Here is a 20,981-nt window from a genome sequence, read left to right as displayed (position 1 = left end):
TCGTCATCGATGTCGGCAAAAAACATCAATCGCGCCACCGCCCGCGCGTTCAGGATAGGACCACTGCCGCCTGGCCAGCGTCCCGCTACCCACCGTCTGGAGCCCGTTATGAAGCGACTGCATGTGATCGACTCCCACACCGGCGGCGAGCCCACGCGCCTGGTGATGGACGGTTTCCCCGCGCTCAGGGGCGCCACCCTCGCCGAGCAGCTCGACAACCTGCGCACCGAACACGACCAATGGCGCCGCGCCTGCCTGCTCGAACCGCGTGGCAACGAGGTACTGGTCGGCGCGTTGTACTGCGCGCCGGTGACGCCGGAGGCAACCTGTGGGGTGATTTTCTTCAACAACGCCGGTTACCTCGGCATGTGCGGCCACGGCACTATCGGCCTGATCGCGTCGTTGCACCACCTGGGACGCATCCAGCCGGGCGTACACGGCATCGACACCCCGGTGGGCCCGGTGGCGGCCACTTTGCACGAAGATGGCAGCGTGACCCTGCGCAATGTGCCCGCCTATCGCTATCGCCAACAGGTGCCGGTGCGGGTGCCGGGGCATGGCACGGTCCATGGCGATATCGCCTGGGGCGGGAACTGGTTCTTCCTGGTGTCCGAGCACGGCAAGGCGCTGGAGATGAGCAACGTCGACGCCCTCACCGACTACACCTGGGCGATGCTCAAGGCCCTGGAAGATCAGGGCATCGGTGGCGCGGACGGCGCGCTGATCGACCATATCGAACTGTTCGCCGACGACGCCCGCGCCGACAGCCGCAACTTCGTGATGTGCCCCGGCAAAGCCTACGACCGCTCGCCGTGCGGCACCGGCACCAGCGCCAAACTGGCGTGCCTGGCCGCCGACGGCAAGCTCGTCGAAGGGCAGACCTGGAGACAGGCCAGCATCACCGGCAGCCAATTCGAAGGCCGGTTTGAGTGGGCGGGCGAGCGCGTCATTCCCCTGATTACCGGCCGCGCCTACATGACCGCCGACAGCACCCTGCTGATCGACGAGCAAGACCCTTTTGCCTGGGGCATCTGAGCCCCCTCCTTTGATTGAACGGAGCTGGAACCATGAGCGATAACATCTTCACCGGTTGTATCCCCGCGCTGATGACCCCGTGCACCACCGCGCGCCAACCGGACTTCGACGCACTGGTCGCCAAGGGCCGCGAGTTGGTCGATATCGGCATGAACGCCGTGGTGTATTGCGGTTCCATGGGCGACTGGCCGTTGCTCACCGAGGCCCAGCGCCAGGAAGGCGTGGCGCGTCTGGTGGCGGCCGGGGTGCCGACCATCGTCGGCACCGGCGCGGTGAACAGCCGTGAAGCGCAGGCCCATGCGGCCCACGCCGCCAAGGTTGGCGCACACGGCCTGATGGTGATTCCGCGCGTGCTGTCCCGGGGCGCCTCTGCAACCGCGCAAAAGGCCCACTTCTCGGCGATCCTCAAAGCCGCGCCCAAGCTGCCGGCCGTGATCTACAACAGCCCGTACTACGGCTTCGCCACCCGCGCCGATCTGTTCTTCGAGCTGCGTCGCGAACACCCCAACCTGATCGGCTTCAAAGAGTTCGGCGGCGGCGCCGACCTGCGATACGCCGCCGAACACATCACCTCCCAGGACGATAACGTGACCCTGATGGTCGGCGTCGACACCCAGGTGGTACACGGCTTCGTCAACTGCAACGCCACCGGCGCAATCACCGGCATCGGCAACGCGCTGCCACGGGAAGTGCTGCAACTGGTGGCCCTGAGCAAACAGGCGGCCAGGGGCGATGCCACGGCCCGGCGCCAGGCGCATGAGCTGGAGGCCGCGTTGGCGGTCTTGTCGTCCTTCGATGAAGGCGGTGACCTGGTGCTGTATTACAAGCACTTGATGGTGCTCAACGGCGACACCGGCTACGACTTGCATTTCAATGCAACCGACGTGCTCAGCGACGCCCAGCGCCGCTATGCCGAAACCCAGTACGCGCTGTTCCGCCAGTGGTACGCCAACTGGTCGGCCGAACAGAACGTCGGCTGATTGTTTAGGCGCCGCTGTGCTGTTCACAGCGGCCAACTGTGTTTTTCCAGGACGCTCTCATGACTTTGACAGGCACGCTGTTGAGCGGTCGGCACTTGCTCTGCGGCCATCGCGACGGCCAGAGAGAGGTATAGGCCATGGCCGAAGATTTCGTCGTGGTCGGCGCCGGTATTATCGGGGTTGCCTGCGCCTTGCAGCTGGCGCGCCAAGGTCGGCGGGTGAAGGTGCTTGACGCGCAGGCGCCCGGCAGGGGCGCCTCCTATGGCAACGCCGGCCACCTGGCGACGGAACAGGTGTTTCCCATCGCCGACCTGTCGATCCTCAAGCGCTTGCCCGCCATGCTCACCGACCCCATGGGCCCTTTGCGCCTGGACTGGAAATACCTGCCTCGCGCCCTGCCCTGGTTTGTGCGGCTGTTGCTGAACCTGCGTGCGACGCAATACCAGCGCACCGTGGTGGGTATTCGCGCGTTGAACGAAGGCAGCCTCGGCGCCTGGCAGCGTTTGCTGGCCAGCATCCATCGTTCTGAACTGTTGCGCGAAGAGGGCTCGCTGCTGGTGTACGAACGGGCCGACTCGCGTCCCGCCCTCGACGCCTTGCAACAGCGGATGCGCCAACAACATGTGGCGGTGGATTTCTGGCCCGCCGAGGCCATTCGCAAGGCCGTGCCGCAGTTAAGCGAGCAGGTCCTGGGCGGGCTGTTTTTTCCCGCGACGGGGCATTTTGTCGACCCTTACCACGTGCTATGCGAACTGGTGGAAGCGGCCAAGGCCAGCGGCGTGCAATTCGTCACGCGTCAGGTGCGCGATGCACGGGTTGACGCTGATGGCGTGGTGTTGACGACCGACCAGGGCACTCTCACCGCACGCCAGGTACTCATCGCCTGCGGCGCCCACTCGGCCCGACTCACCGCCTGCCTCACCGGCAAAAAAATCCCGCTGGACACCGAGCGCGGCTATCACTTGATGCTGCCCCACGAGCACCAGCGCCTGCCGTTTGCCGTCACCTCGCTGGAACGCAAATTCATCATGACCCCCATGACCGGCGGCCTGCGCCTGGCCGGCACGGTGGAATTCGCCGGCCTGGAGCGCCCGGCGAACATGGCCCGCGCCTGGCAGTTGCATCGGTTGAGCCAGGGGCTGTTTCGTGAGGAATTGAATGTGCGGGACGCAACGCCATGGATGGGGTTTCGGCCATCCCTGCCGGACTCGCTGCCGGTCATTGACCGGGTGTGTGACGCAAAAGTACTGCTCGCATTCGGTCATCAGCACTTGGGGTTGACGCAGGCGGCGGTGACGGCAGAAAGGATAGGGCAACTGGCGTGTGCCGGCGTTGGGCAAACAGATGTGCCGGCGCCAGGGCCGTATCGGCTGGATCGGTTTTGAAAGAGGTGGGCCTGCGCGCGACGCCTTAAAGCGTGGGCGCTTGCCCAGGGTGCGCGGACGCGCTCAATAGCGCGTCAGCAATGCCCTCGATTTCATCCTGCAGCCACAGTTTGTTTGTCCAATCAGCAGGGATAGCTTGAGCACCGTAGTAAGCGCCCGCCAATTGCCCCACGATTGCCGCAGTGGTATCGGCGTCATCCCCAAGGTTTGCCGCAGCGAGCACTGCCTCGGCAAAACTGTCAGTGTGGTGGAAACACCACAACGCTGCCTCCAAGGACGCGACTGCATACCCTGTTCCATTGATCTCGGTTGTCGACTTGCTGCGATATTCGCCATGCGCTATGGCGATGACTTTGGGCGCGGACAATCCTGCGCTGGATAAGCGCAACACGTCATCCTTCGGCTCGCCGCGCAGCGCGTTGCTGATCGCCTGCGCAAGTACCAGGCAGCACTCAAGCGCCTCTTGCGCCGCGTGGGTAGTTCGCGAACTCTGGAGGGTGTAGGCACGAATATTTTCCGGGTCTGGAAAGTAAAACAACACGACGGGGGCCAGACGCATCATCGAACCATTACCGGCCGAACGCGGGTCCGTTGAGCCTGCAAACGGGTCGCCGGTGGTCTCAAATGTCGCCAGCGCCTGGCGAACCGTCATGCCGATATCAAAGCAATCGCCGGTGGAACTCAGGTATCCCCACTTCCACCAGTTCAGGTAGCGGCCCATCTGGTCCCGCGGGTCAAAACCTTTTTTGTGCAGCAGACTTTCCGCCAGGCACAGCGCCATCGAGGTGTCGTCCGTCCACTGGCCGGGCTTGAGGTTGAACGGCCCTCCTCCGACCATATCGGTAAGCGGAGTGAATGTGCCACGAGGCATGAACTCGACGGTGGTACCGACGGCATCGCCGCAGGCCAGGCCCAGCAGGCAGCCGCGATAACGATCCGAAAGCGTAAGAGACATGTGTCTTCCTTGAAAAGGCCATGCTGGAGTGCATGGATCAACCAGCACTTTACTTGACCAACCGCTTCTCTTTGGAGGGGCGATATCCGAAGTACGAGCTATAGCACTTGCTGAAATGACTCGGCGACACGAACCCGCACGCCACCAGCACTTCCACCTGCGAGAGCTCGGTGTGCTGCAACAACCGGCGGGCCTCGGTGACGCGTAACTCCATGTAGTAGCGCTGCGGCGTGGTGCCCAATTGCTCCTTGAACAAGCGCTCCAACTGGCGGCGCGAGCGACCGGCGTAGACGGCCAGTTGGTCCAGCTCCAGGGGTTCCTCAAGGTTGGAATCCATCAATTTCACCACTTCACGCAGGGGCGCGCTGACACTGACGTTTTCGGTGGGTTTGATGCGCCGGTAGCGCGATTCTTCGAAGGCCAGGATGTCTTCGATGCCTTCGACGAGGGCTTTACCGTGCAGACCCTTGATCCAGTCCAGCGCCATATGGAACGCACCGGAAGGGCTTGAAGCGGTCAGGCGGTCGCGGTCGATCACGTAAGGTTCGCTGGTCACATGGGTGGCCTTGGACACTTCGGCCAGTGCCGGACGGTGTTCCGGGTGGATGGCGCAGCGGTAATCCTGCAACAGCCCGGCGCGGCCGAGGAACCAGGCGCCGTTCCACAACCCCGCCAGGTGGATACCCTGTTCGGCAGCGCTGCGCAGCAGTTGGATGAAGCCTTCGCCGGCCTTGAGTTCGGTGCGGAACCCGCCGCAGATCACCAGCAAGTCCACTTCATGCAGCGCATCGGCATCCAGGCGTGCATCGGGGCGAATGACCAGGCCCAGGTCGCTGATCACTTCACCCTCGTCGCAACCGTAGGTGCGCGAGGCGAACAGCTCGGGGCGCAGCAGGTTGGCGGTGACCAGCGTGTCGAGGGTCTGGGTAAAGGCCGGCAGGGAAAAGTGTTCGAGCAACAGGAAGCCCACGCGGCTGACCGACGCCGGCTGCGAGGTTTCATTGAGGTAGCGCAGGTTCTTGCCCTTCATGCCACCGCTGAATTGACGTCTTTCCATCGAGGGTTGGCCCACTTTTATTGTTGATGCGATGGGCGTCATCTTAGGGGCAAATGCATTGGCTGTCTCACGCCCTGATCTCGACAAACGCACAACCGGCCAAAGCCCGCAGCAGAACGGTGGGAAGCGCATCTGATATGGTTTTTTAGTTGTTATCTGCGCCTGTATCGAAATGCCGCGCGGGTGGACAATGGCCACATCCCCCCTTCCTTCCCCTTCGGAGGCCGTATGACCAAGATGGCAATATTCCTGTTCGGCTTTTTGGTGTTGACCATCGGCATCGGCTTGCTGGCGACCATCTCGCCGGTCTGACCGTTAGTTGGCAAACACCATCGGATACAGCGACAACACCAGCAACCCGGCCATCGCCCCATTGAACACCCTTAGCCGGCGCGGTTCGCTCAGCACATTGCGCAAGCCGCTGCCACAGCCTGCCCACACGCACACACTGGGCAGGTTCACCACGGCAAAGACCAGGGCGATAACCAGCACGTTGGTGACATAGCCCTCAGCGGGCGTATAGGTGGTAATCGCTCCCAACGCCATGATCCAGGCCTTGGGGTTCACCCACTGGAACGCAGCCGCGCCCAGGAACGTCATGGGTTTTGCGTGTTCATCGTGGCTGTCGGACAGCGCCCCCGCCGTGGCGATCTTCCACGCCAGGTAAAGCAGATACGCCGCGCCGACGTAGCGCAATAGCGTATAGGCCCAAGGGAACACCTTGAACACTTCTCCCAACCCCAGGCCGACCGAAATCACCAGCAGCATGAACCCGATACTGATCCCCAGCGCATGAGGCATCGAGCGGCGGAACCCGAAGTTGACCCCCGAAGCCAACAGCATGGTGTTATTGGGGCCGGGCGTGATCGAAGACACGAAGGCGAACAGCACGAAGGCTGAGAGCAGGCTGGTAGACATGAACATGAGGCGGCACCCAAACGCTGTGAGAGGCCTGCGACAGTAGTGGGTTAAGCCGCCCGATGCCCCGTACAGCCAGGGTCGAATCCAGCCATACACTTCTCGCTCAAATAATTGCGAGGCTTTCACGAAGCTTTCACAGACGAGCGCCTAGGGTGAACCCAGCTCCTAGTGAACATCCCCTTTAGCCCGCGCTCCCCAACGCGGGCTTTTCTTTGCCCGGATTAATCGCAGGCTAAAAGCACGCACCGCCGTGCCCCTCCCCAGCGGCCAATGGCCTGAACATCCCCAGCGGAGCCGTAGATGAAAAAGTTGATACAAGGCCTCGACGGCCCCAGAACCGCGCAACAGGCGTTGTTTTACGATCTGGAAGATGCGGCGGCGATTGTCGGATGGGCGGTGGTAGAGCTGACAGCCATGCCGACTGCGGGCAGCCCGCCGTCAACGGCAGCGACCCTGGCGAAGATATGTGCGCTGCTGACGGCTCAACAGGAAAAGCTTGATCGGTACGCGGCTGAAGCCAAATCTCAGCGCATCATCCGGTCTGAGGGGGATGGTTGATCCATGACCGGCCATTTTCGATGAGCCATAAAAAGACCCGTAGAGGTTAATCTACGGGGTGGATCTGGTTCCCAGCCCAGTTGTTGTCAATGGGGACGGCGCCGTTATCGAGGTGGCGGGACAGCGCTGGCCAGTGTTTCAAGCTATTATCGAGCGCCCTGCTGATAACCGAACCTTCGGGCACGGCATCACGCTGGGCGATCATCCAGGCATGCGACCTATCCATTACCGGCACGGCTTTTCTTGCTGGACAATAGGACCGGACGAGCCGGCAACGTGGAACTGTGTTTGCGCGTTTTCGGTTCGCTCAGCTGGGATCTACGAACTGCAAGATTACTGATCGGAAAAAAGACCAATGCTAGGGAAAGTCAGCAGTAAACATCTCGTCTGGGGCGCGGTCGCGCTCTGCGCAACCCTTCTGTCCGGGTGCGCTACATCACGCTACGACGGTAAGCACGCACCGGACCCGAGTAAGGCGATCATCATGGGTGCGATTGGTGAGAGCTTTCCGATGATGCAGCCCCATGGGCTGGTGGTTGAAATCGACCAACAGGGAGCACCCGGTACCGCAATACGGCTGACGACGCTGGGCAATGAAGATGATCAGCCATCACCCTCTGTGCTGGGCCATTACTTCATGTATGAAGTGCCGCCTGGTGAGTATGAGTACACGCAGTGGCATTACGTGTATTACGCCGGAAAATCGATGCCGCGCCCTGTGCCTGCGGTTTTCTCGGTGAAGGCCGGGGAAACCCTCTATATCGGCGATCTGCGCGCCGATGCCCTGCGCTTTTGCCTGTCCAACGTGAACAACGCCGAGGACACGGTGCAGGCGCTCAAGCGCAAGTACCCGATGCTCAAGGACCGCAACATCGTGAATCTGACGCCGAAGAGCGGTTTTGCGCCTTGGCCGAGTTCTGATGCCACTGACTTCGGTAAAGGGCTGTGCAAGATCTGAATCCGGTAACGGTGACAGTCATCGAACCCGACGCCCATTGATCCACGTTCAAGGAATTTCATGCCATGAAGCGCTGTACGCTACTCTGGGTCGGCCTGTTCGCCGCCCTGGCCTCACTGACCGGCTGCATCGGCGGTCCGGACCTCAAAGGCCAACCGTTCTTCACATCACCGGCTGAACCCCGTGCGGATGAGGCCACGGTGTACTTCTATCGCACCTCGGCCAGCATCGGTAATGGGGTGGCCCCGACCATTCAGGTCGATGGCCGCGCCATCGGCAGCTTGCCTTCCGGTAGTTTTTTCAAGGCCGGCATTCCCGCCGGCAAGCACAGCGTCGCCTCCACCTCGCCCCCCATCATCAGCGGTATGGTTAACAAGCGTTTCGATATCACCGTCGAAAATGGAAAGGTGTATTACATCGCCGATCAACTCAGCACCGTCGACTTCACGGATGGGCAGACCTTGGGTGAAGTCGACGGCCGTCGTTTCAGTGGAGCAATGTTTTACTCGCGCTACGCGCTTGTGCCTGCCGAGGAAGCGTTGCGTTCCATCAAGTGGTGCCAGGAGTTGCCGGGAACTGCACCGTAACTACGACTTTTTCAACAGAATCGGACGTTAGTGGATGCTCAAGCCCCTTACTCTTGAGCACAATGCTACGTCCAATCGAGGGGCGCCATTCCGATAAAGGCGTCCCAAATTTCCAAACAAAAAAGACAGGGTTGCGAAAGCGATGACCAAATCCCAGACAATAAAAAACCCCGTAGACGTTAATCTACGGGGTTTCTAAGAGTGGAGGCCGAGGTCGGAATCGAACCGGCGTAGGCGGATTTGCAGTCCGTTAACCGGCCCCTATTTCATTGGGCCTTTAGACTCAAGTACCCGTATTTACTGGCTTTGTGCAACTCATGCTGTATATCCATGCAGGGATATATGGGACATCCAGTGTCCCAGGATTGTCCCCACCCTTCCCGGCGTCCTGCCGACGTACACCTTCCCGTCAAAACTTGAAGTAGATGAATGGATTGAATCCGCGCTCCACCACTGAAATACACGATAGTACATAAAGCACGAACACATAGAGGCCTGCTGTGACAGGCATCTTGAAGCTGCGCCCACGCAAACGATAAAACAGCTTGTCGCCAACAAGGCAGATCACAAAGGAAAGCGTGAGCAGGAAAATTACCTTGATATCAGCAAGCCCCATATCGGCCGCCGACCAGAAAGGAATGGTGGAATCCAGACCTGTCATAGCTCGCCAGAACGACCCCATCTGAGACACGCTTTCCGCTCTGAACGGCACCCACAGCAGAGTCGCGAAGATGAACACGGGCAGGCTGGCCATCTTCCACTTGTGAGTTTTCAAGGCTCCAGCGCGCTCCAGGGCGATCAGGAGCCCATGCCCGAAGCCCCATATGAGAAACGTGTAGGCAGCACCGTGCCAAAGCGCACACAGGCCAAACACAATGAACAGGTTGCGGTACGTCTTGAATGAGGTGGTGCGGCTCCCGCCCAGCGGGATGTAGACATAGTCGCGGAACCAACGTGACAGCGTCATGTGCCAGCGCTGCCAGAACTCGGTGACGCTGTGAGCGGCGTAAGGGCGGTTGAAGTTTCGAGGGAAGCGGAACCCCATCATTCTGGCCATGCCTATGGCCATGTCTGTGTATCCGGAAAAGTCGAAGTAGATCTGGAAGGAATAGCAGAATGCACTCAGCCATGCCGAGTACGTGGTAAGCACATGCCCTGGCGCATGCACGGCATCAACAACAGAGCCTAACGGATCGGCAATCAGAATCTTCTTTGCAAGGCCGATAACAAAAATCACCATACCCCAAAAGATGTCGCTGCTTACCAGGGCCCGGCGTTTTACGTCTAGTTGCTGTTTGACCTCGGAGAATCGAACCACGGGACCGGCGATAAGGTGGGGGAACAGGAATATGTAAATAGCGAACTTTTGCAGGCTTCTTTCAGGGGAAATTTGCCGACGGTAAACATCAGCGAGGTATGAAATAAAGTGGAACGTGTAAAAGGATATCCCAAGCGGCAGAGCAATATTCCAGCCGCCCACTACGGATAGCGCAGAAATACCGGTCGCATCGCTTACTACCTGCGCGAAGAATATTAAATATTTAAAGAATATTAGAGGCGCAAGGTTCGCGACAACTGCAAGAACAAACAACAGCCTTGCGGCGCGCGCCTTATTATCTGAATCAAGCAGCCGAGATAACGCCCCCGCCACCATCCAGTTAAGAAGCAGCAATAGCATCGCTACCAGCGTAAGGGCTCCAGCTCCAAGCGCATAGAATGCGAAGCTAGCGACAAGCACCAGGCCATTCCTAAGCGACTTAGGCGTTAGAAAGTACAGCCCATAAAACAAAGGGAAAAATATAAACAGAAATGCTGGTGATGAGAAAACCATAATACGAATGCTCTTTGTGATTTCTTGTGTTGGCTGGAGCGCTACTTTTTGTAAGACATCCAGTAGCCAGTAGAGATATCCAGCATCTGGACGACCAAATACTTACACCTGCCAACAACTAGATTAGGCATATCAGATAATGGCCTGCCTCGATCAATCTTCGTAAACTTCTGGAAATACTCAGAAATACCCGACTGAATCATCCCATCACTAAAGCTATTCCCATACAAACAAGTAGCGGGCAGCAGCCCACTATCAGTCAAGTCATCCGTCTCAAATTCAAAGCCCGTGGCTTTAGGGTCGAGCTGTATTTTTTTATGAACCACGGGCCAATCAGTAACGATAAATGGCTCTGTGACTGTGCGCGAAGAATCGAGGCGAGCCGAAAATCTTGCATCAGAGCCGACGTAGGGCTTCTCTTCAATCTTTATGGCGTGATCCCATTTATCGCCAGCACCCTCAAGCGCGGCGATTCGGTTGACCACTTCTTTAGAGACCGAGAGCGCAGAAGCCTCAGTCCAGTGGAAGTCCTGCGAATAAAATATTTTATAGTCGTCTTTGATCGCACTCAAAATGCCGTAGACATCCACCATGTGCAACCGAGGATCAGCCATCAGATCCTTGTAAAGCTTCATGAAGTTAGTTTTCACCGGTAGAGCGGGCGCAAAAAAAGGAAGACGGCCACTATAGAAATACGGCTTCTGCATCGGAGTCACAACCAACACAGTAACGCCTAGAGCCTTCATTCCATCGGAAAACTCTACGATCCCATGATGAATAATATCTCTGTTTTCCTGGGTTCTTAACATCGTCTCCATTGCTGGAATTTGTCGATCAATAAGATTTCTACCGTAGATCTCATTGTGCTTACCGAAATACACTCTCGACGACGATCTAAATAGCTGATAGTCCAGTTCGTTTTTTCCACGAATCATTAAATCCCGAAGGCCCAGGTTATCGGAATACCACTTCTCAAATTTCGCATAGTTCTTGTCAACATCAATAGGACTACCAATCCACATATCAGGGAAAGCCTCAAGCTTTCGAAGTTCCTGAACAGGCTCAACTTTCACTGATGGCCATGGGAATATAGTTAGAAGCGTTGGAACAAGGCTAATTGCAAAAATAGCGAAAACAATAACTATCGGAGATTTATACCGCCAACGCTTGGAACTTACTGAAGTTGTCTTCCGCTGACTCATATCCATAGGCACCTTCGATTTTCTGAATAGCTTTTCCGAGAGGGCCGAAATTTACAGTATTTGCTTGTAACATTCCATGCTTGCTACGCCGCGCGCATTGGGCTGCCCGCCTACCCAAAATGGAAAGCGGGCGCCCGACTTCGTCATGCTGCTCTGAATGAGATCCCATCAAGCGACACGTAGACAGGGCTACCAACCTGCGGCGTCAGGCTCCCACCTGGCGTAATGGCCACAAACCCAAATGAGTTGTTGGACACGCAAGCGTGGTAGGAAGTGCTGGCAGGCCGGAATCCTGGCGGCAGGACGAACGCAATGCTTGGCACGGTCCCTGACTTGATCGCGCCACGAAGGTGAACAATCCCGTCTGTATCCTTGTAGTAGGAAACGGCGCCAAACGTACCGCCGCCATAATCTACCCAGGAATTTTGATAAGGCGTAACAAGAATCCAGTCGTATTGCGCTGCAGTCTGTCGGTCCGTGCAGTTATAGACGTTGGGGCCAAGGTTGTTTGGGCACGGAGTGTTGGCAAACATGATGCCAGTCAGGCCACCGGCCTGCTCGGCATAGCCAGCTACCTGGGTCGTGAATCGCGGTACTCGGCAAGGTCAGATGACCGTAGCTCGGCCAGCGACTTACCGCCATACCTCCCCTCGGACCACGTTTTTATCCGGGTCAGCTCCTGGCGAGCCCCCTTCTTCTGCGCAGATACTTCCCGCGCATAGCGCTCAAAAGCCTTCGCAACAGTAGTGGTCTCGGCCTCCCTGGTATCGACGAAGCGCTTGCGCGACATATCCCCCTCGATTTCAGAAGCCCACCGCTGTGCCTCCGCCTTCATGTCGAACGAAGCCGAAAGTGCCGGGTATCCTTTTTTGCGGATCTTGGTCCGCCATGTCCCATTGGGACGCTGTTCGATAGTCGCCATGCAGCGGATTTTGCCGATCAGCCTTGGGACATGCAAACGGTGTCGGTGTCCCAGGATTGTCCCAATCCACACGCCGAACAAAATCCGCAGGCATAAAAAAAGCCCCGCAAGCTCAATGGCTGCGGGGCTTTAAGAGTGGAGGCCGAGGTCGGAATCGAACCGGCGTAGGCGGATTTGCAATCCGCTGCATAACCATTTTGCTACTCGGCCTCAAACGATCAATGCCTTTACCACTGGCACTCACCGCATAAAAACTTGAGTGGGCCCAAAAGCCCTACCTCTACTCTAACTCATTGAATACATTGAAGTTTTTAATACTTCGTTGCGTTCGATGGGCGCCATTATGTACTCATTTGCCAATGCCTGCAACCCCTTGATTTCAAAAATATTTCGCAGCGGCATCAAGGGTTTGCGTGCATGGCCTACTCCTGGATGCGCTGTAATTGATAGTGCGGGTCGGCCTTGATCTGGGCTTCGGTGAAGGGCAACGAACGCAGTTTTTTCTCGGAGAACGCTTGGGTCTGGTCCTTGGCATAGTTCGACGCGGGGTTACTGGACAGGGAGAACGTCAGTACGCCCTGGGCCTGGGGGCCCTTGTCGTCGAAGGTGACGATTTGCAGGTAGCTGCTGCCGCTGACGACTTCGCGCTTGCCGTCGGCGCGGGGCACGGTTTGCATCGCGTTATAGACGCCCAGTTCCTGCGGGCCACCGTGGATCGGGGTTTGCCCGGAGCGTTGCACATCGCCCCAGTGGCTCTGCGCGCCAAGGCCTCGTTTGGCGACGTCGGCCGTGGAAGCCAGCATGGCTTCGCGCAAGGCGTTGGCCACGGGTTCGCGGTCGATGGCCAGGCCGCGAGGCGTGGTCAGGGGCTGCGCCGGGTCGAAGGTTACGCGCCAGGCGTCGGGGAGTTGCTGCAGGTGTTCCATCAAGTTGATGAAGTGCACCAGGCCGATGCCGCTGTCGAGGTTGGCGTGCCGGTCCCAGGTTTGGAGGCTGGCACACAACGGCTTCAACGCCTGCGCATCGGTGCCCAGTTGTCTGGCGCAGAACTGCAGCAGGTCGGGCATGACCTGGCCGGCCAGGTACACCTCGTTGTCCATCACCATGTGTTGCAGGTCCGCAACGGTGATCGGCTGCTTGGCCAGGGATTGCAGGCGTTGCAGGGCAAACCGCGCGCGCGGGCCAAGGCTGATGTTGTCCTGGCTGATCACCGCAGAGAACCCGGCAAGCGGCGCCTGGGGGTTGACCATCCAGGCGGAATCATTGGAATGCTGCACATAGTCGGTGCGTTCCAGTTGCGGCAATTGTTCGGCTGGGAAGATGCCGGGCTGGGCGGCGCGCGGGTCAATGTCCCAGGCACAGGCGCTGCGAGCGCCGTCGAGCATGATCAGTTGCACGCCGGCGCGTGGGTCGCTGCATTGCGCGAGTTTGGCCGCGTTGACGTTGGGCACCACCGACTGGTTCATGTACAGGCTCTGGCCCTGGTCGTCGGCGGCCAGGGTGTTGACCCACGGGATGCCTTGCACGGTGTGCACCGAGTTTTGCAACGCCTTGAGGCTGGCCGCGCGGTTCATTGCGTACCACTGTTGCAGCACGCGGTCATTGCCGAGGTTGGCGTCGCGCAGGCTGAAAGCCGTGTGACGGTCCCAATCGAGCTTGCCGGGCCATTGCACAACGGGGCCGAACAGTGAGCTGTAGACCGTGTGGTTCACCGCTTTAACGCTGCCGTCGGGTTGTTTGACCTGCACGTTCACCGAAGTTTTATCCATTGCAACGGACTTGCCATCCAGCATGTAGCGCGTGGAATCCTTGGGGTCCAGGGTCAATCGGTACAGGGTGAAATGCTTGGACGTGTCTACCGTATGGGTCCACGCCACGTGTTGGTTAAAGCCGATGTTCACCACCGGCAAGCCCGGCAACGCGGCGCCCATCACATCCAGTTGCCCGGGAATGGTCAGGTGCATTTCATAAAACCGCATGCCGCCTACCCAGGGAAAATGCGGGTTGGCCAGCAGCATGCCGCGCTCGTTGAACGAGCGATCACGCCCCACCGCCACCGCGTTACTGCCGCGGTCCAGGCTGAAGCGTTGTTGATTGGCCGCGGCCAGTTCAAAGGCCTTGGCACCGGTGTGCACGGCGGCGGTGGCGTGAGGTGGCGTGGCGCCGACCAGGGCTTCGGCGAACTGGCCGACACCGCCTTCGACCAACAGCCTGCGGGTCAGCTTGACCAGATCCTCGGCAACCAGTGGCCGCACCCACGTCGCCTGGCACTGCGCGGGTGCGCCCTGCTCTTTCAGGTAGCGGTTGTAACCGGCGACGTAGCCTTCGATACGCTGTTGGATCTGCGGGCTCTGCGCCTTCCAGAACGCGGCAACCGCACCCGGCGAATTCAGCCAGGTAAAAAACACATCACTGGCCAGGTTGTTGCGCTCTTCGAGGGTCGCCTGTTCGGGGCCGAAGTACCTGGCCCGCTCGCCGTTCACCGTGACCACCTCATTGGCCAGCAGGCACAGGTTGTCCTGGGCATAGGCGTAACCGATGCCGAAGCCCAGGCCCCGCTCATCGTCAGCGCGGATGTGCGGCACGCCGAAACTGGTGCGCCGGATATCCGCCGACGCCTGCGCCACCTGCTCCCGCGCCGATGCGGCCAGGCTCAGCCCCAGCAACACACCCGTCACACATACCCTGGACACCCGATTGGAAATAATCACGCAGACTCCACCGTCAAATTGAACACCCTCACAAGGGGCAACCACCCCACCGTAAGAACGCAATCAACCGGGAAGAATTTAGCGCCAGCGCGGTTTATTCAGGGCGATGGCTGTGTGACAAAACCGATACCGACAAAATTTCTACATCCTTCACTTCATGATTTCGCTCGCTCGTTCGTCTTAGTTACTAAGAGCGCCATCATTTTCCTGATCAGGCTCTGATAAGGAGTTTTTGCATGTACAACCCGACAGTGCCCACGGAAGGACATTCAACGGCCGCCGATGCCAATTTCGGCAGCGGCGCGCAAGCGTTCGGTAAAACGCCCGAACAGCAAGGCAACCAGCGTATCCGCCATTTGCTCAAATGTTTTGGTTTGCGTACCAGCCTGATTCGGCTGAAGGTCATCGATGCCCTGCTCACCGCCGCCAGCAACCAGCGCACCCTTGGGGTGCGCGGCGTGCACAGCCATTTGCTCGAGCTGGGCATTCCATTGTCGTTTCTCAGTGTGCGCGAGGTGCTCAAGCGCCTGTGCAGCGAGGGCGTGATCACCCTCAACACCGACAAGAGCTACAGCCTCCATGAAGAGGCCGCCAAAGTGCTCGAAGGCCGCGCCTGACTCAGAGGTTAGGCTTGACCTTGCGACGCATCACGCCGTTGATCACCACCACCACCACGGCAATCGCAATGGCGATGTACTGGAAGGTTTTTTCGCTGATAGCCCCGGTGTTCTGCAGGTAGGACAGGCCGAACATCGATCCCAGTACCACCAGGGAAATCAGAATCGAGTATTTCAAGCGTTGCTTTTGGGTCATGACGGGGTCCTGAAGCTGAAAGTGTATGCACTGAATGATCGCCGAACATGCGAGGCATCGGGTCGGCAAATTCGTATCTTACAGACGATAAAACGCTTTGGCTCGTCCGACAGACGCAACGTCCAGACCAGTATCGGCAGGCGGGTCATCGGCCGCGCACCAGACCCCACCCAGCCGATCGCCGCCGACAGCGTTCCGGGCGACCTGCAGATTTACGTCAAACCGCAAACCTGAGCCATGTGCCCAACGACAGCTCACCCGCGTGTGCAAGCTGTGGTTGGGCTGCCGTTCAAGCCGCCGGTATCGCGCCTTAACGTTGCAACCCGGTACCCCGCGTGGCGCACAGCTCAACCAGCCAATCCACAAACACCCGCACCCGCTGTGATAACTGGCGATGCGGCGGGTACAGCGCGGTCAGCGCCATTTTCGGCACGGCCACCTGCGGCAGTACTTCCACCAGCGCGCCCAGGGCCAAGCGTTGCACGGCGTGATAGTACGGGGCCTGGATCAACCCGTACCCGGCCTCGCAGGCGCAAAAGTAGCCATCCGCACCGTTGACCGCGACCACCTTGGGCAGGTTGACCGCGCGCAGTTCGCCGCCCACTTCAAACTCCAAGCCAAACCGTTTGCCGCTGGCGCTGGAAACGTACTCGACCATCTGGTGCCGGGCCAGGTCGTCCAGGGTCTCGGGCACGCCCATGCGCGCCAGGTAGGCGGGGCTGGCCAAGGTGATTTGATCCATCATCGCCAAGGGCCGCGCCACCAGCGATTCGTCCAGGGCCAGGCCGCCGCGCAACACGCAATCCACGCCCTCGCGAATCAGGTCCACCGGGCGGTCGTTGAGGCCGATTTCCAAGGCGATGTGCGGGTAACGCGCGGTAAACGTCGGCAGCGCCGGGATGACCAGGTAGCGGCCGATGCCCGCCGGCATATCAATGCTCAACGTGCCGCGCGGGTTCTGGCGCTGGGTGGAAAACACCGCCTCGGTTTCTTCCAGGTCGGTGAGCAACTGCACGCAGCGCTGGTAATACGCCGCGCCGTCGAGGGTCGGGCTGACTTGGCGCGTGGTGCGCTGCAACAGCTGCACGCCCAGGTGCGCTTCCAATTGTTTGATCAGGATCGTCACCGAGGCGCGAGGCAGTTGCAGGCTGTCGGCGGCCTTGGCGAACCCGCCCAGCTCGACGATCCGGGTAAACACGCGCATCGCATTAAAACGGTCCAACGGCGGCACCCCGGCTTATTGTTTAGATATTACGAATAGTGATAGTGCTTTTAGCCTGTTTATCCCGATTCTGTCGAGCGTAACAATGACGCCTTCATCCCAAGGAGCTGCACCCATGCACACTCGTCAACTCGGTAAAAACGGCCCACGTGTTTCCGCCATCGGCCTCGGCTGTATGGGCATGAGCGATTTCTACACGCCCGGCAGCGACAGCACCGAAGCCATCGCCACCTTGCACCGCGCGCTGGAGCTGGGCGTGAACTTCCTCGACACCGCCGACATGTACGGCCCTCACACCAACGAGCAACTGATCGGCAAAGCCATTGCCGGCAAGCGCGACCAGGTGTTCCTGGCGAGCAAATTCGGCATCCTGCGCGACCCGGCCAACCCGGCCCTGCGCGGTGTGAATGGCCGCCCCGAGTACATCCGCGAGTCCATCAACGGCACCTTGCAACGGCTTGGCGTCGACACCTTGGACTTGTACTACCAACACCGCATCGACCCTGAAGTGGCCATCGAAGAAACCATCGGCGCCATGGCCGAGCTGGTGCAACAGGGCAAGGTGCGTTACCTCGGCTTGAGCGAAGCGTCCGCCGCGACCCTGGAACGGGCGCACAAGGTGCACCCCATCAGCGCCCTGCAAAGCGAATACTCACTGTGGAGCCGTGACCAGGAGCACAACGGCTGCCTCGCCACGTGCCAACGCCTGGGCATCGCGTTTGTGCCCTACAGCCCGTTGGGGCGTGGTTTTCTCACCGGCGCGCTGAAAAGCCCGGACGATTTCGGTGCCGATGACTACCGCCGCTTCAACCCGCGCTTTCAGGGGGAGAATTTCACCAAAAACCTGCAACTGGTGAAACAGGTACAAACCCTTGCGGCGGACAAAGGCGTAACGGCCGGGCAACTGGCGCTGGCCTGGGTATTGGCGCAAGGCGACTTCATCATCCCGATCCCGGGGACCAAGCAGCGCAAGTACCTGGAAGAGAACGTCGCGGCCGTGTCGATCAGCCTCAGCCCGGCCGAGCTGGGGGCGCTGCAAGCGATCTTCCCCGCCGACGCCACCGCAGGCCTGCGCTACCCCGAAGAAGTCATGGCGATGCTGGATATCTGAGGAGCGCAGCGCTCCGACTTTCTTGTACGCACGTACCTAAAGCTCCCGTGCGCCGGGCCGATAGCCTTACGAAGCTCTAATAAAGCCGCGTCGACAATAACGCTTCGTAAGGACGGCCCCATGCCCCCACTGCGCTCTATCCAAGCCCGCTACACCCTGTTTCTGGTGCTGTTCGTCCTGGTGCTGTTCGTATTGACCGTCGTCGGCATCGGCCAGTTGGTCGCGCCGACGCTGCGCCACACCGAAGAACAGGTGGTGCTCAACCGCGTCGCCGAGGTGGCCGAACGGATCAAGGGCGAGCTCAACAAGGTTCAGGCCCAGCAACGCACCATCACGCAGACCGTGCCCCTGCTCGACAGCGACGCCATCGACAAGGTCCTGCCCGGCCTGGTGGACCAGTACGGTGAGCTCAAAGTGTTTGGCGGCGGCATCTGGCCGTTGCCCAACCAACGCACACCGGGGCGTAACAAGCACAGTACGTTCTGGCACCGCGACGCGTCGGGCAAGCTGATGGTGAACACCTTCTGGAACAGTGACCCGGCGCCCAACTATTACGACCAGAGCTGGTACAAAGGCGGCCTCGCCGCACCGCGCGGGCAATGCGCCTGGGCCGCCGCCTACAAGGACGACGCCAGCCAGGAGCCGCGCACCAACTGCGCCATGGCGATCCAGCGCGACGGCGCCGCGTATGGCGTAGCGACTATCGATGTGACCTTGGGTTTCTTCAACGACCTGGTGGCCAGCAAGGAAAAGGACATCGGCGGGCAAATGCTGATCGTCGAAGGCGACGGCAAGATCATCAGCAACAGCTCGCGCCTGAGCAGCCCGGTAGTGCTCAAGAACATCAGCGAATTGACCGGCACATCAGCCTTTGCCGCCCAGGTCAGCAAAGCCCTGGCGCATCGCGACCAGGCCTTGCAACGCAGCGAATTCGACAATGGCGGCGTCGCCAGCACTTTTTATATGCGCCCCATCGAAGGCACGCCGTGGTTCCTCGCCACCGCCCTGCCCACCTCACTGATCACCGCACAGCGTGACGACGTGCTCGGCAGCCTGGCCCTGTTGCAAATCCCCATGGTGGTGCTGCTGGTGCTGCTGGCGCTGTATGCGATCCGCCAATTGGTGCAGCGCATGAAGACTCTCAAAACCAACATCGACGCCCTGTCCACGGGCGACGCCGACCTGACCCGACGCATCACCATCCGCGCCGAAGACGAACTGGGCGCGATTGGTCACTCGGTGAACCGTTTTATCGTGTACCTGCAAAACATGATCGGCGAAGTGACCCAGGCCACTGGCGCCATGTCGTCGGGCCTTGAGCAATTGCAACGCACCTCGGCGCACACCAACCAGATCCTGGTGCGCCACGCCTCGGAAACCGATCAGACCGTCACCGCGATTACCGAGATGAGTTCCACCGCCGACACCGTCGCGCAAAATGCCGCCGAAACGGCCGCCTTCACCCAACGCGCCAACGAGCATGCCGACCGCTCCCGCGTGGTGGTGGGGGAAGCGTCGAGCAGCGTCGGCGCCTTGATCGGCGAAGTGTCCAGCGCCACCCAAAGCGTGGAAAACATGCGCCAGGACGCCGCGCGCATCACCGAGACCCTGGGTGTGATCGGTGCGATTGCCGGGCAGACCAACCTGCTGGCGCTCAACGCCGCCATTGAGGCCGCACGGGCGGGTGAGCAAGGCCGAGGCTTTGCGGTGGTGGCCGACGAAGTGCGCGCCCTGGCCGCGCGCACCCAGGCCAGCACGTCGCAGATCAATGAAATGCTGGCGCGGCTGACCAGCGGCGTGAGTTCGTCGGTGGCGGCCATGGAAAACACCCAGGCCAGTTGCCAATCGGCGGCGGACGCCACGGCGCGGGTTAACACCGGGTTGGATGAAATGGCTGGCTCCGTGAGCCATATCAACAACCTCAGCACCCAGATCGCCACGGCCGCCGAGCAGCAAAGCGCGGTGACCGAGGAGATCAACCGCAGCATGGTGCAGATCAGGCATATGGTCGAAGAACTGGTGGAAAGCGGCCATGCCACTGAAACCAATACGCAAAGTCTGCTCGACGCGAATGGCCGGGTGATCAGCCTGATGAGCCGCTTCAAAGTGCGCTGATCAATGGCATCCAGACTCCCGTGCAAAGCACGGGAGTAGGGCTATTCTGACAGCTCATAGTTGCGACACAGGAGGTGTGCCATGCGCGCTGTCGAGCAGTCGGTCCGCTTGGAGCGGATCAGTCAGGAACGCATTATCAACGCCCCCATCGATACCGTTTATGACTATGTGACTCAACCGGATCGCTGGCACGAATGGCACCCCTCCTCCCTCAGTGCCGACACCGGCACCACCGGCTCCCTCTGCGCCGGTGCGCGGTTTACCGAAATGATCGACCTGTTGGGTATCCGCGTACCCATGAGCTATCGCGTACAAATCGCCCGCCGCCCCGATGAGTTCAAGACGGTGTTTACCTCCATGGCCGTCGACGGTTCGATCCAGTATGTCCTGCAACCCTGCGCTGACGGCACGCTGTTCAAGCGCGTGCTGACCTATGGAACCGAGTTGCAGTTGGCCAGCCTGCATGAGCGCATGCTCAACCTGTCGAGCACCGCCCTGGACCGGCTCAAGCATCGTCTGGAACACCCGCCTTTTGTATAATCTTGAAACATTACCCTGACGTCACACCGATAAAAGCAGGGAGAATGCCCGCCTTACTGCCTGGAAATCGGACGACAC

At 59.7% G+C, this 20,981-nt stretch carries 18 protein-coding genes, 1 tRNA gene and 3 pseudogenes; 11 read left to right on the top strand and 11 right to left on the bottom strand.

Going from position 1 to position 20,981, the window contains the following annotated elements:
• The first annotated feature begins 108 nt into the window (after positions 1-108).
• The 3 genes from AB4N98_RS25455 to AB4N98_RS25445 all read left to right on the top strand — a co-directional run bounded on the left by AB4N98_RS25455 (position 109) and on the right by AB4N98_RS25445 (position 3,400).
• The gene (locus AB4N98_RS25455; protein ID WP_017530541.1) at positions 109-1,035 is read left to right on the top strand and encodes a 4-hydroxyproline epimerase; all 927 of its coding nucleotides are present in this window, start codon (positions 109-111) and stop codon (positions 1,033-1,035) included.
• Positions 1,036-1,067: 32 nt separating this feature from the next.
• Positions 1,068-2,015, top strand: a complete 948-nt coding sequence (locus tag AB4N98_RS25450) for a dihydrodipicolinate synthase family protein (protein WP_017530542.1) — start codon at positions 1,068-1,070, stop codon at positions 2,013-2,015.
• Between the two features lie 137 nt (positions 2,016-2,152).
• Positions 2,153-3,400 (top strand): NAD(P)/FAD-dependent oxidoreductase, encoded by a 1,248-nt coding sequence (locus AB4N98_RS25445; protein WP_460148976.1) that lies wholly within the window; start codon positions 2,153-2,155, stop codon positions 3,398-3,400.
• Between the two features lie 25 nt (positions 3,401-3,425).
• On the opposite strand, the gene AB4N98_RS25440 is transcribed toward AB4N98_RS25445, so the two are convergent.
• The 3 genes from AB4N98_RS25440 to AB4N98_RS25430 form a co-directional block, all read right to left on the bottom strand.
• Positions 3,426-4,355 carry an ADP-ribosylglycohydrolase family protein gene (locus tag AB4N98_RS25440; RefSeq protein ID WP_223495784.1) on the bottom strand — a complete coding sequence of 310 codons (930 nt, stop codon included), beginning with the start codon at positions 4,353-4,355 and terminating at the stop codon, positions 3,426-3,428.
• A gap of 49 nt (positions 4,356-4,404) precedes the next feature.
• Positions 4,405-5,385 carry a GlxA family transcriptional regulator gene (locus AB4N98_RS25435; protein ID WP_032883602.1) on the bottom strand — a complete coding sequence of 327 codons (981 nt, stop codon included), beginning with the start codon at positions 5,383-5,385 and terminating at the stop codon, positions 4,405-4,407.
• A 342-nt stretch (positions 5,386-5,727) separates the two neighbouring features.
• Complete coding sequence (locus AB4N98_RS25430) at positions 5,728-6,336, bottom strand: LysE family translocator (protein ID WP_026067474.1); 609 nt, start codon at positions 6,334-6,336, stop codon at positions 5,728-5,730.
• A gap of 297 nt (positions 6,337-6,633) precedes the next feature.
• Between AB4N98_RS25430 and AB4N98_RS25425 the strand changes: the two genes are divergently transcribed.
• Complete coding sequence (locus tag AB4N98_RS25425) at positions 6,634-6,891, top strand: hypothetical protein (protein ID WP_017530547.1); 258 nt, start codon at positions 6,634-6,636, stop codon at positions 6,889-6,891.
• Positions 6,892-6,946: 55 nt separating this feature from the next.
• Here the strand turns inward: AB4N98_RS25425 and AB4N98_RS25420 are convergent.
• Positions 6,947-7,132, bottom strand: a pseudogene (locus AB4N98_RS25420) (IS66 family transposase); the annotation flags it as partial.
• A 243-nt stretch (positions 7,133-7,375) separates the two neighbouring features.
• Here AB4N98_RS25420 and AB4N98_RS25415 point away from each other — a divergent pair.
• Both AB4N98_RS25415 and AB4N98_RS25410 read left to right on the top strand, forming a co-directional pair.
• Positions 7,376-7,849 carry a hypothetical protein gene (locus AB4N98_RS25415; RefSeq protein ID WP_017530549.1) on the top strand — a complete coding sequence of 158 codons (474 nt, stop codon included), beginning with the start codon at positions 7,376-7,378 and terminating at the stop codon, positions 7,847-7,849.
• 65 nt (positions 7,850-7,914) lie between these two features.
• Positions 7,915-8,436: a DUF2846 domain-containing protein gene (locus AB4N98_RS25410; RefSeq protein WP_017530550.1), complete on the top strand. Its 522-nt coding sequence runs from the start codon at positions 7,915-7,917 to the stop codon at positions 8,434-8,436.
• Between the two features lie 409 nt (positions 8,437-8,845).
• Here AB4N98_RS25410 and AB4N98_RS25405 read toward each other — a convergent pair whose 3' ends face one another.
• The 5 genes and pseudogenes from AB4N98_RS25405 to pvdQ all read right to left on the bottom strand — a co-directional run bounded on the left by AB4N98_RS25405 (position 8,846) and on the right by pvdQ (position 15,102).
• Complete coding sequence (locus AB4N98_RS25405; RefSeq protein ID WP_368949569.1) at positions 8,846-10,174, bottom strand: MBOAT family O-acyltransferase; 1,329 nt, start codon at positions 10,172-10,174, stop codon at positions 8,846-8,848.
• 134 nt (positions 10,175-10,308) lie between these two features.
• Complete coding sequence (locus tag AB4N98_RS25400) at positions 10,309-11,475, bottom strand: alginate O-acetyltransferase AlgX-related protein (RefSeq protein WP_368949570.1); 1,167 nt, start codon at positions 11,473-11,475, stop codon at positions 10,309-10,311.
• 574 nt (positions 11,476-12,049) lie between these two features.
• Positions 12,050-12,391 (bottom strand): annotated as a pseudogene (locus tag AB4N98_RS25395) (site-specific integrase); the annotation flags it as partial.
• A gap of 136 nt (positions 12,392-12,527) precedes the next feature.
• A tRNA-Cys gene (locus AB4N98_RS25390) sits at positions 12,528-12,601 on the bottom strand.
• A gap of 212 nt (positions 12,602-12,813) precedes the next feature.
• Complete coding sequence (gene pvdQ, locus AB4N98_RS25385) at positions 12,814-15,102, bottom strand: bifunctional acylase PvdQ (protein WP_460148975.1); 2,289 nt, start codon at positions 15,100-15,102, stop codon at positions 12,814-12,816.
• Between the two features lie 236 nt (positions 15,103-15,338).
• On the opposite strand from pvdQ, the gene AB4N98_RS25380 reads away from it, so the two are divergent.
• Positions 15,339-15,719, top strand: a complete 381-nt coding sequence (locus AB4N98_RS25380; RefSeq protein ID WP_017530555.1) for a hypothetical protein — start codon at positions 15,339-15,341, stop codon at positions 15,717-15,719.
• A 1-nt stretch (position 15,720) separates the two neighbouring features.
• Here the strand turns inward: AB4N98_RS25380 and AB4N98_RS25375 are convergent, their stop codons facing one another.
• Positions 15,721-15,915 (bottom strand): hypothetical protein, encoded by a 195-nt coding sequence (locus AB4N98_RS25375; RefSeq protein ID WP_017530556.1) that lies wholly within the window; start codon positions 15,913-15,915, stop codon positions 15,721-15,723.
• 310 nt (positions 15,916-16,225) lie between these two features.
• The gene (locus AB4N98_RS25370; RefSeq protein ID WP_065879144.1) at positions 16,226-17,137 is read right to left on the bottom strand and encodes a LysR family transcriptional regulator; all 912 of its coding nucleotides are present in this window, start codon (positions 17,135-17,137) and stop codon (positions 16,226-16,228) included.
• Positions 17,138-17,252: 115 nt separating this feature from the next.
• Here AB4N98_RS25370 and AB4N98_RS25365 point away from each other — a divergent pair, with 115 nt between their 5' ends.
• From AB4N98_RS25365 to AB4N98_RS25350, 4 genes and pseudogenes are all read left to right on the top strand, one after another.
• Complete coding sequence (locus tag AB4N98_RS25365; protein WP_065879003.1) at positions 17,253-18,248, top strand: aldo/keto reductase; 996 nt, start codon at positions 17,253-17,255, stop codon at positions 18,246-18,248.
• A 120-nt stretch (positions 18,249-18,368) separates the two neighbouring features.
• Positions 18,369-19,454: pseudogene (locus AB4N98_RS25360) on the top strand (cache domain-containing protein); the annotation flags it as partial.
• Positions 19,455-19,517: 63 nt separating this feature from the next.
• Positions 19,518-20,363, top strand: coding sequence for a methyl-accepting chemotaxis protein (locus AB4N98_RS25355; protein WP_371912027.1), 846 nt, complete (start codon positions 19,518-19,520; stop codon positions 20,361-20,363).
• Between the two features lie 81 nt (positions 20,364-20,444).
• Entirely contained in the window at positions 20,445-20,903 is a 459-nt protein-coding gene (locus tag AB4N98_RS25350; RefSeq protein ID WP_065878998.1) for an SRPBCC family protein, read from the top strand.
• Positions 20,904-20,981 lie beyond the last annotated feature (78 nt).

It is taken from the genome of Pseudomonas sp. S3_E10 (assembly GCF_054667615.1).
Note: the sequence above shows the minus strand (reverse complement) of the source record. Positions and strands in the feature narration are given on the sequence as shown.

Bases quoted from the DNA above. Each gene is read 5' to 3' on its own strand.
- AB4N98_RS25380 (WP_017530555.1), top strand. From the start codon at position 15,339: ATGTACAACCCGACAGTGCCCACGGAAGGACATTCAACGGCCGCCGAT.
- AB4N98_RS25400 (WP_368949570.1), bottom strand. From the start codon at position 11,475: ATGGATATGAGTCAGCGGAAGACAACTTCAGTAAGTTCCAAGCGTTGG.
- AB4N98_RS25425 (WP_017530547.1), top strand. From the start codon at position 6,634: ATGAAAAAGTTGATACAAGGCCTCGACGGCCCCAGAACCGCGCAACAG.
- AB4N98_RS25410 (WP_017530550.1), top strand. From the start codon at position 7,915: ATGAAGCGCTGTACGCTACTCTGGGTCGGCCTGTTCGCCGCCCTGGCC.
- AB4N98_RS25365 (WP_065879003.1), top strand. From the start codon at position 17,253: ATGCACACTCGTCAACTCGGTAAAAACGGCCCACGTGTTTCCGCCATC.
- AB4N98_RS25450 (WP_017530542.1), top strand. From the start codon at position 1,068: ATGAGCGATAACATCTTCACCGGTTGTATCCCCGCGCTGATGACCCCG.
- AB4N98_RS25355 (WP_371912027.1), top strand. From the start codon at position 19,518: ATGATCGGCGAAGTGACCCAGGCCACTGGCGCCATGTCGTCGGGCCTT.
- AB4N98_RS25375 (WP_017530556.1), bottom strand. From the start codon at position 15,915: ATGACCCAAAAGCAACGCTTGAAATACTCGATTCTGATTTCCCTGGTG.
- AB4N98_RS25435 (WP_032883602.1), bottom strand. From the start codon at position 5,385: ATGAAGGGCAAGAACCTGCGCTACCTCAATGAAACCTCGCAGCCGGCG.
- AB4N98_RS25455 (WP_017530541.1), top strand. From the start codon at position 109: ATGAAGCGACTGCATGTGATCGACTCCCACACCGGCGGCGAGCCCACG.
- AB4N98_RS25430 (WP_026067474.1), bottom strand. From the start codon at position 6,336: ATGTTCATGTCTACCAGCCTGCTCTCAGCCTTCGTGCTGTTCGCCTTC.
- AB4N98_RS25440 (WP_223495784.1), bottom strand. From the start codon at position 4,355: ATGTCTCTTACGCTTTCGGATCGTTATCGCGGCTGCCTGCTGGGCCTG.
- AB4N98_RS25445 (WP_460148976.1), top strand. From the start codon at position 2,153: ATGGCCGAAGATTTCGTCGTGGTCGGCGCCGGTATTATCGGGGTTGCC.
- AB4N98_RS25350 (WP_065878998.1), top strand. From the start codon at position 20,445: ATGCGCGCTGTCGAGCAGTCGGTCCGCTTGGAGCGGATCAGTCAGGAA.
- AB4N98_RS25415 (WP_017530549.1), top strand. From the start codon at position 7,376: ATGGGTGCGATTGGTGAGAGCTTTCCGATGATGCAGCCCCATGGGCTG.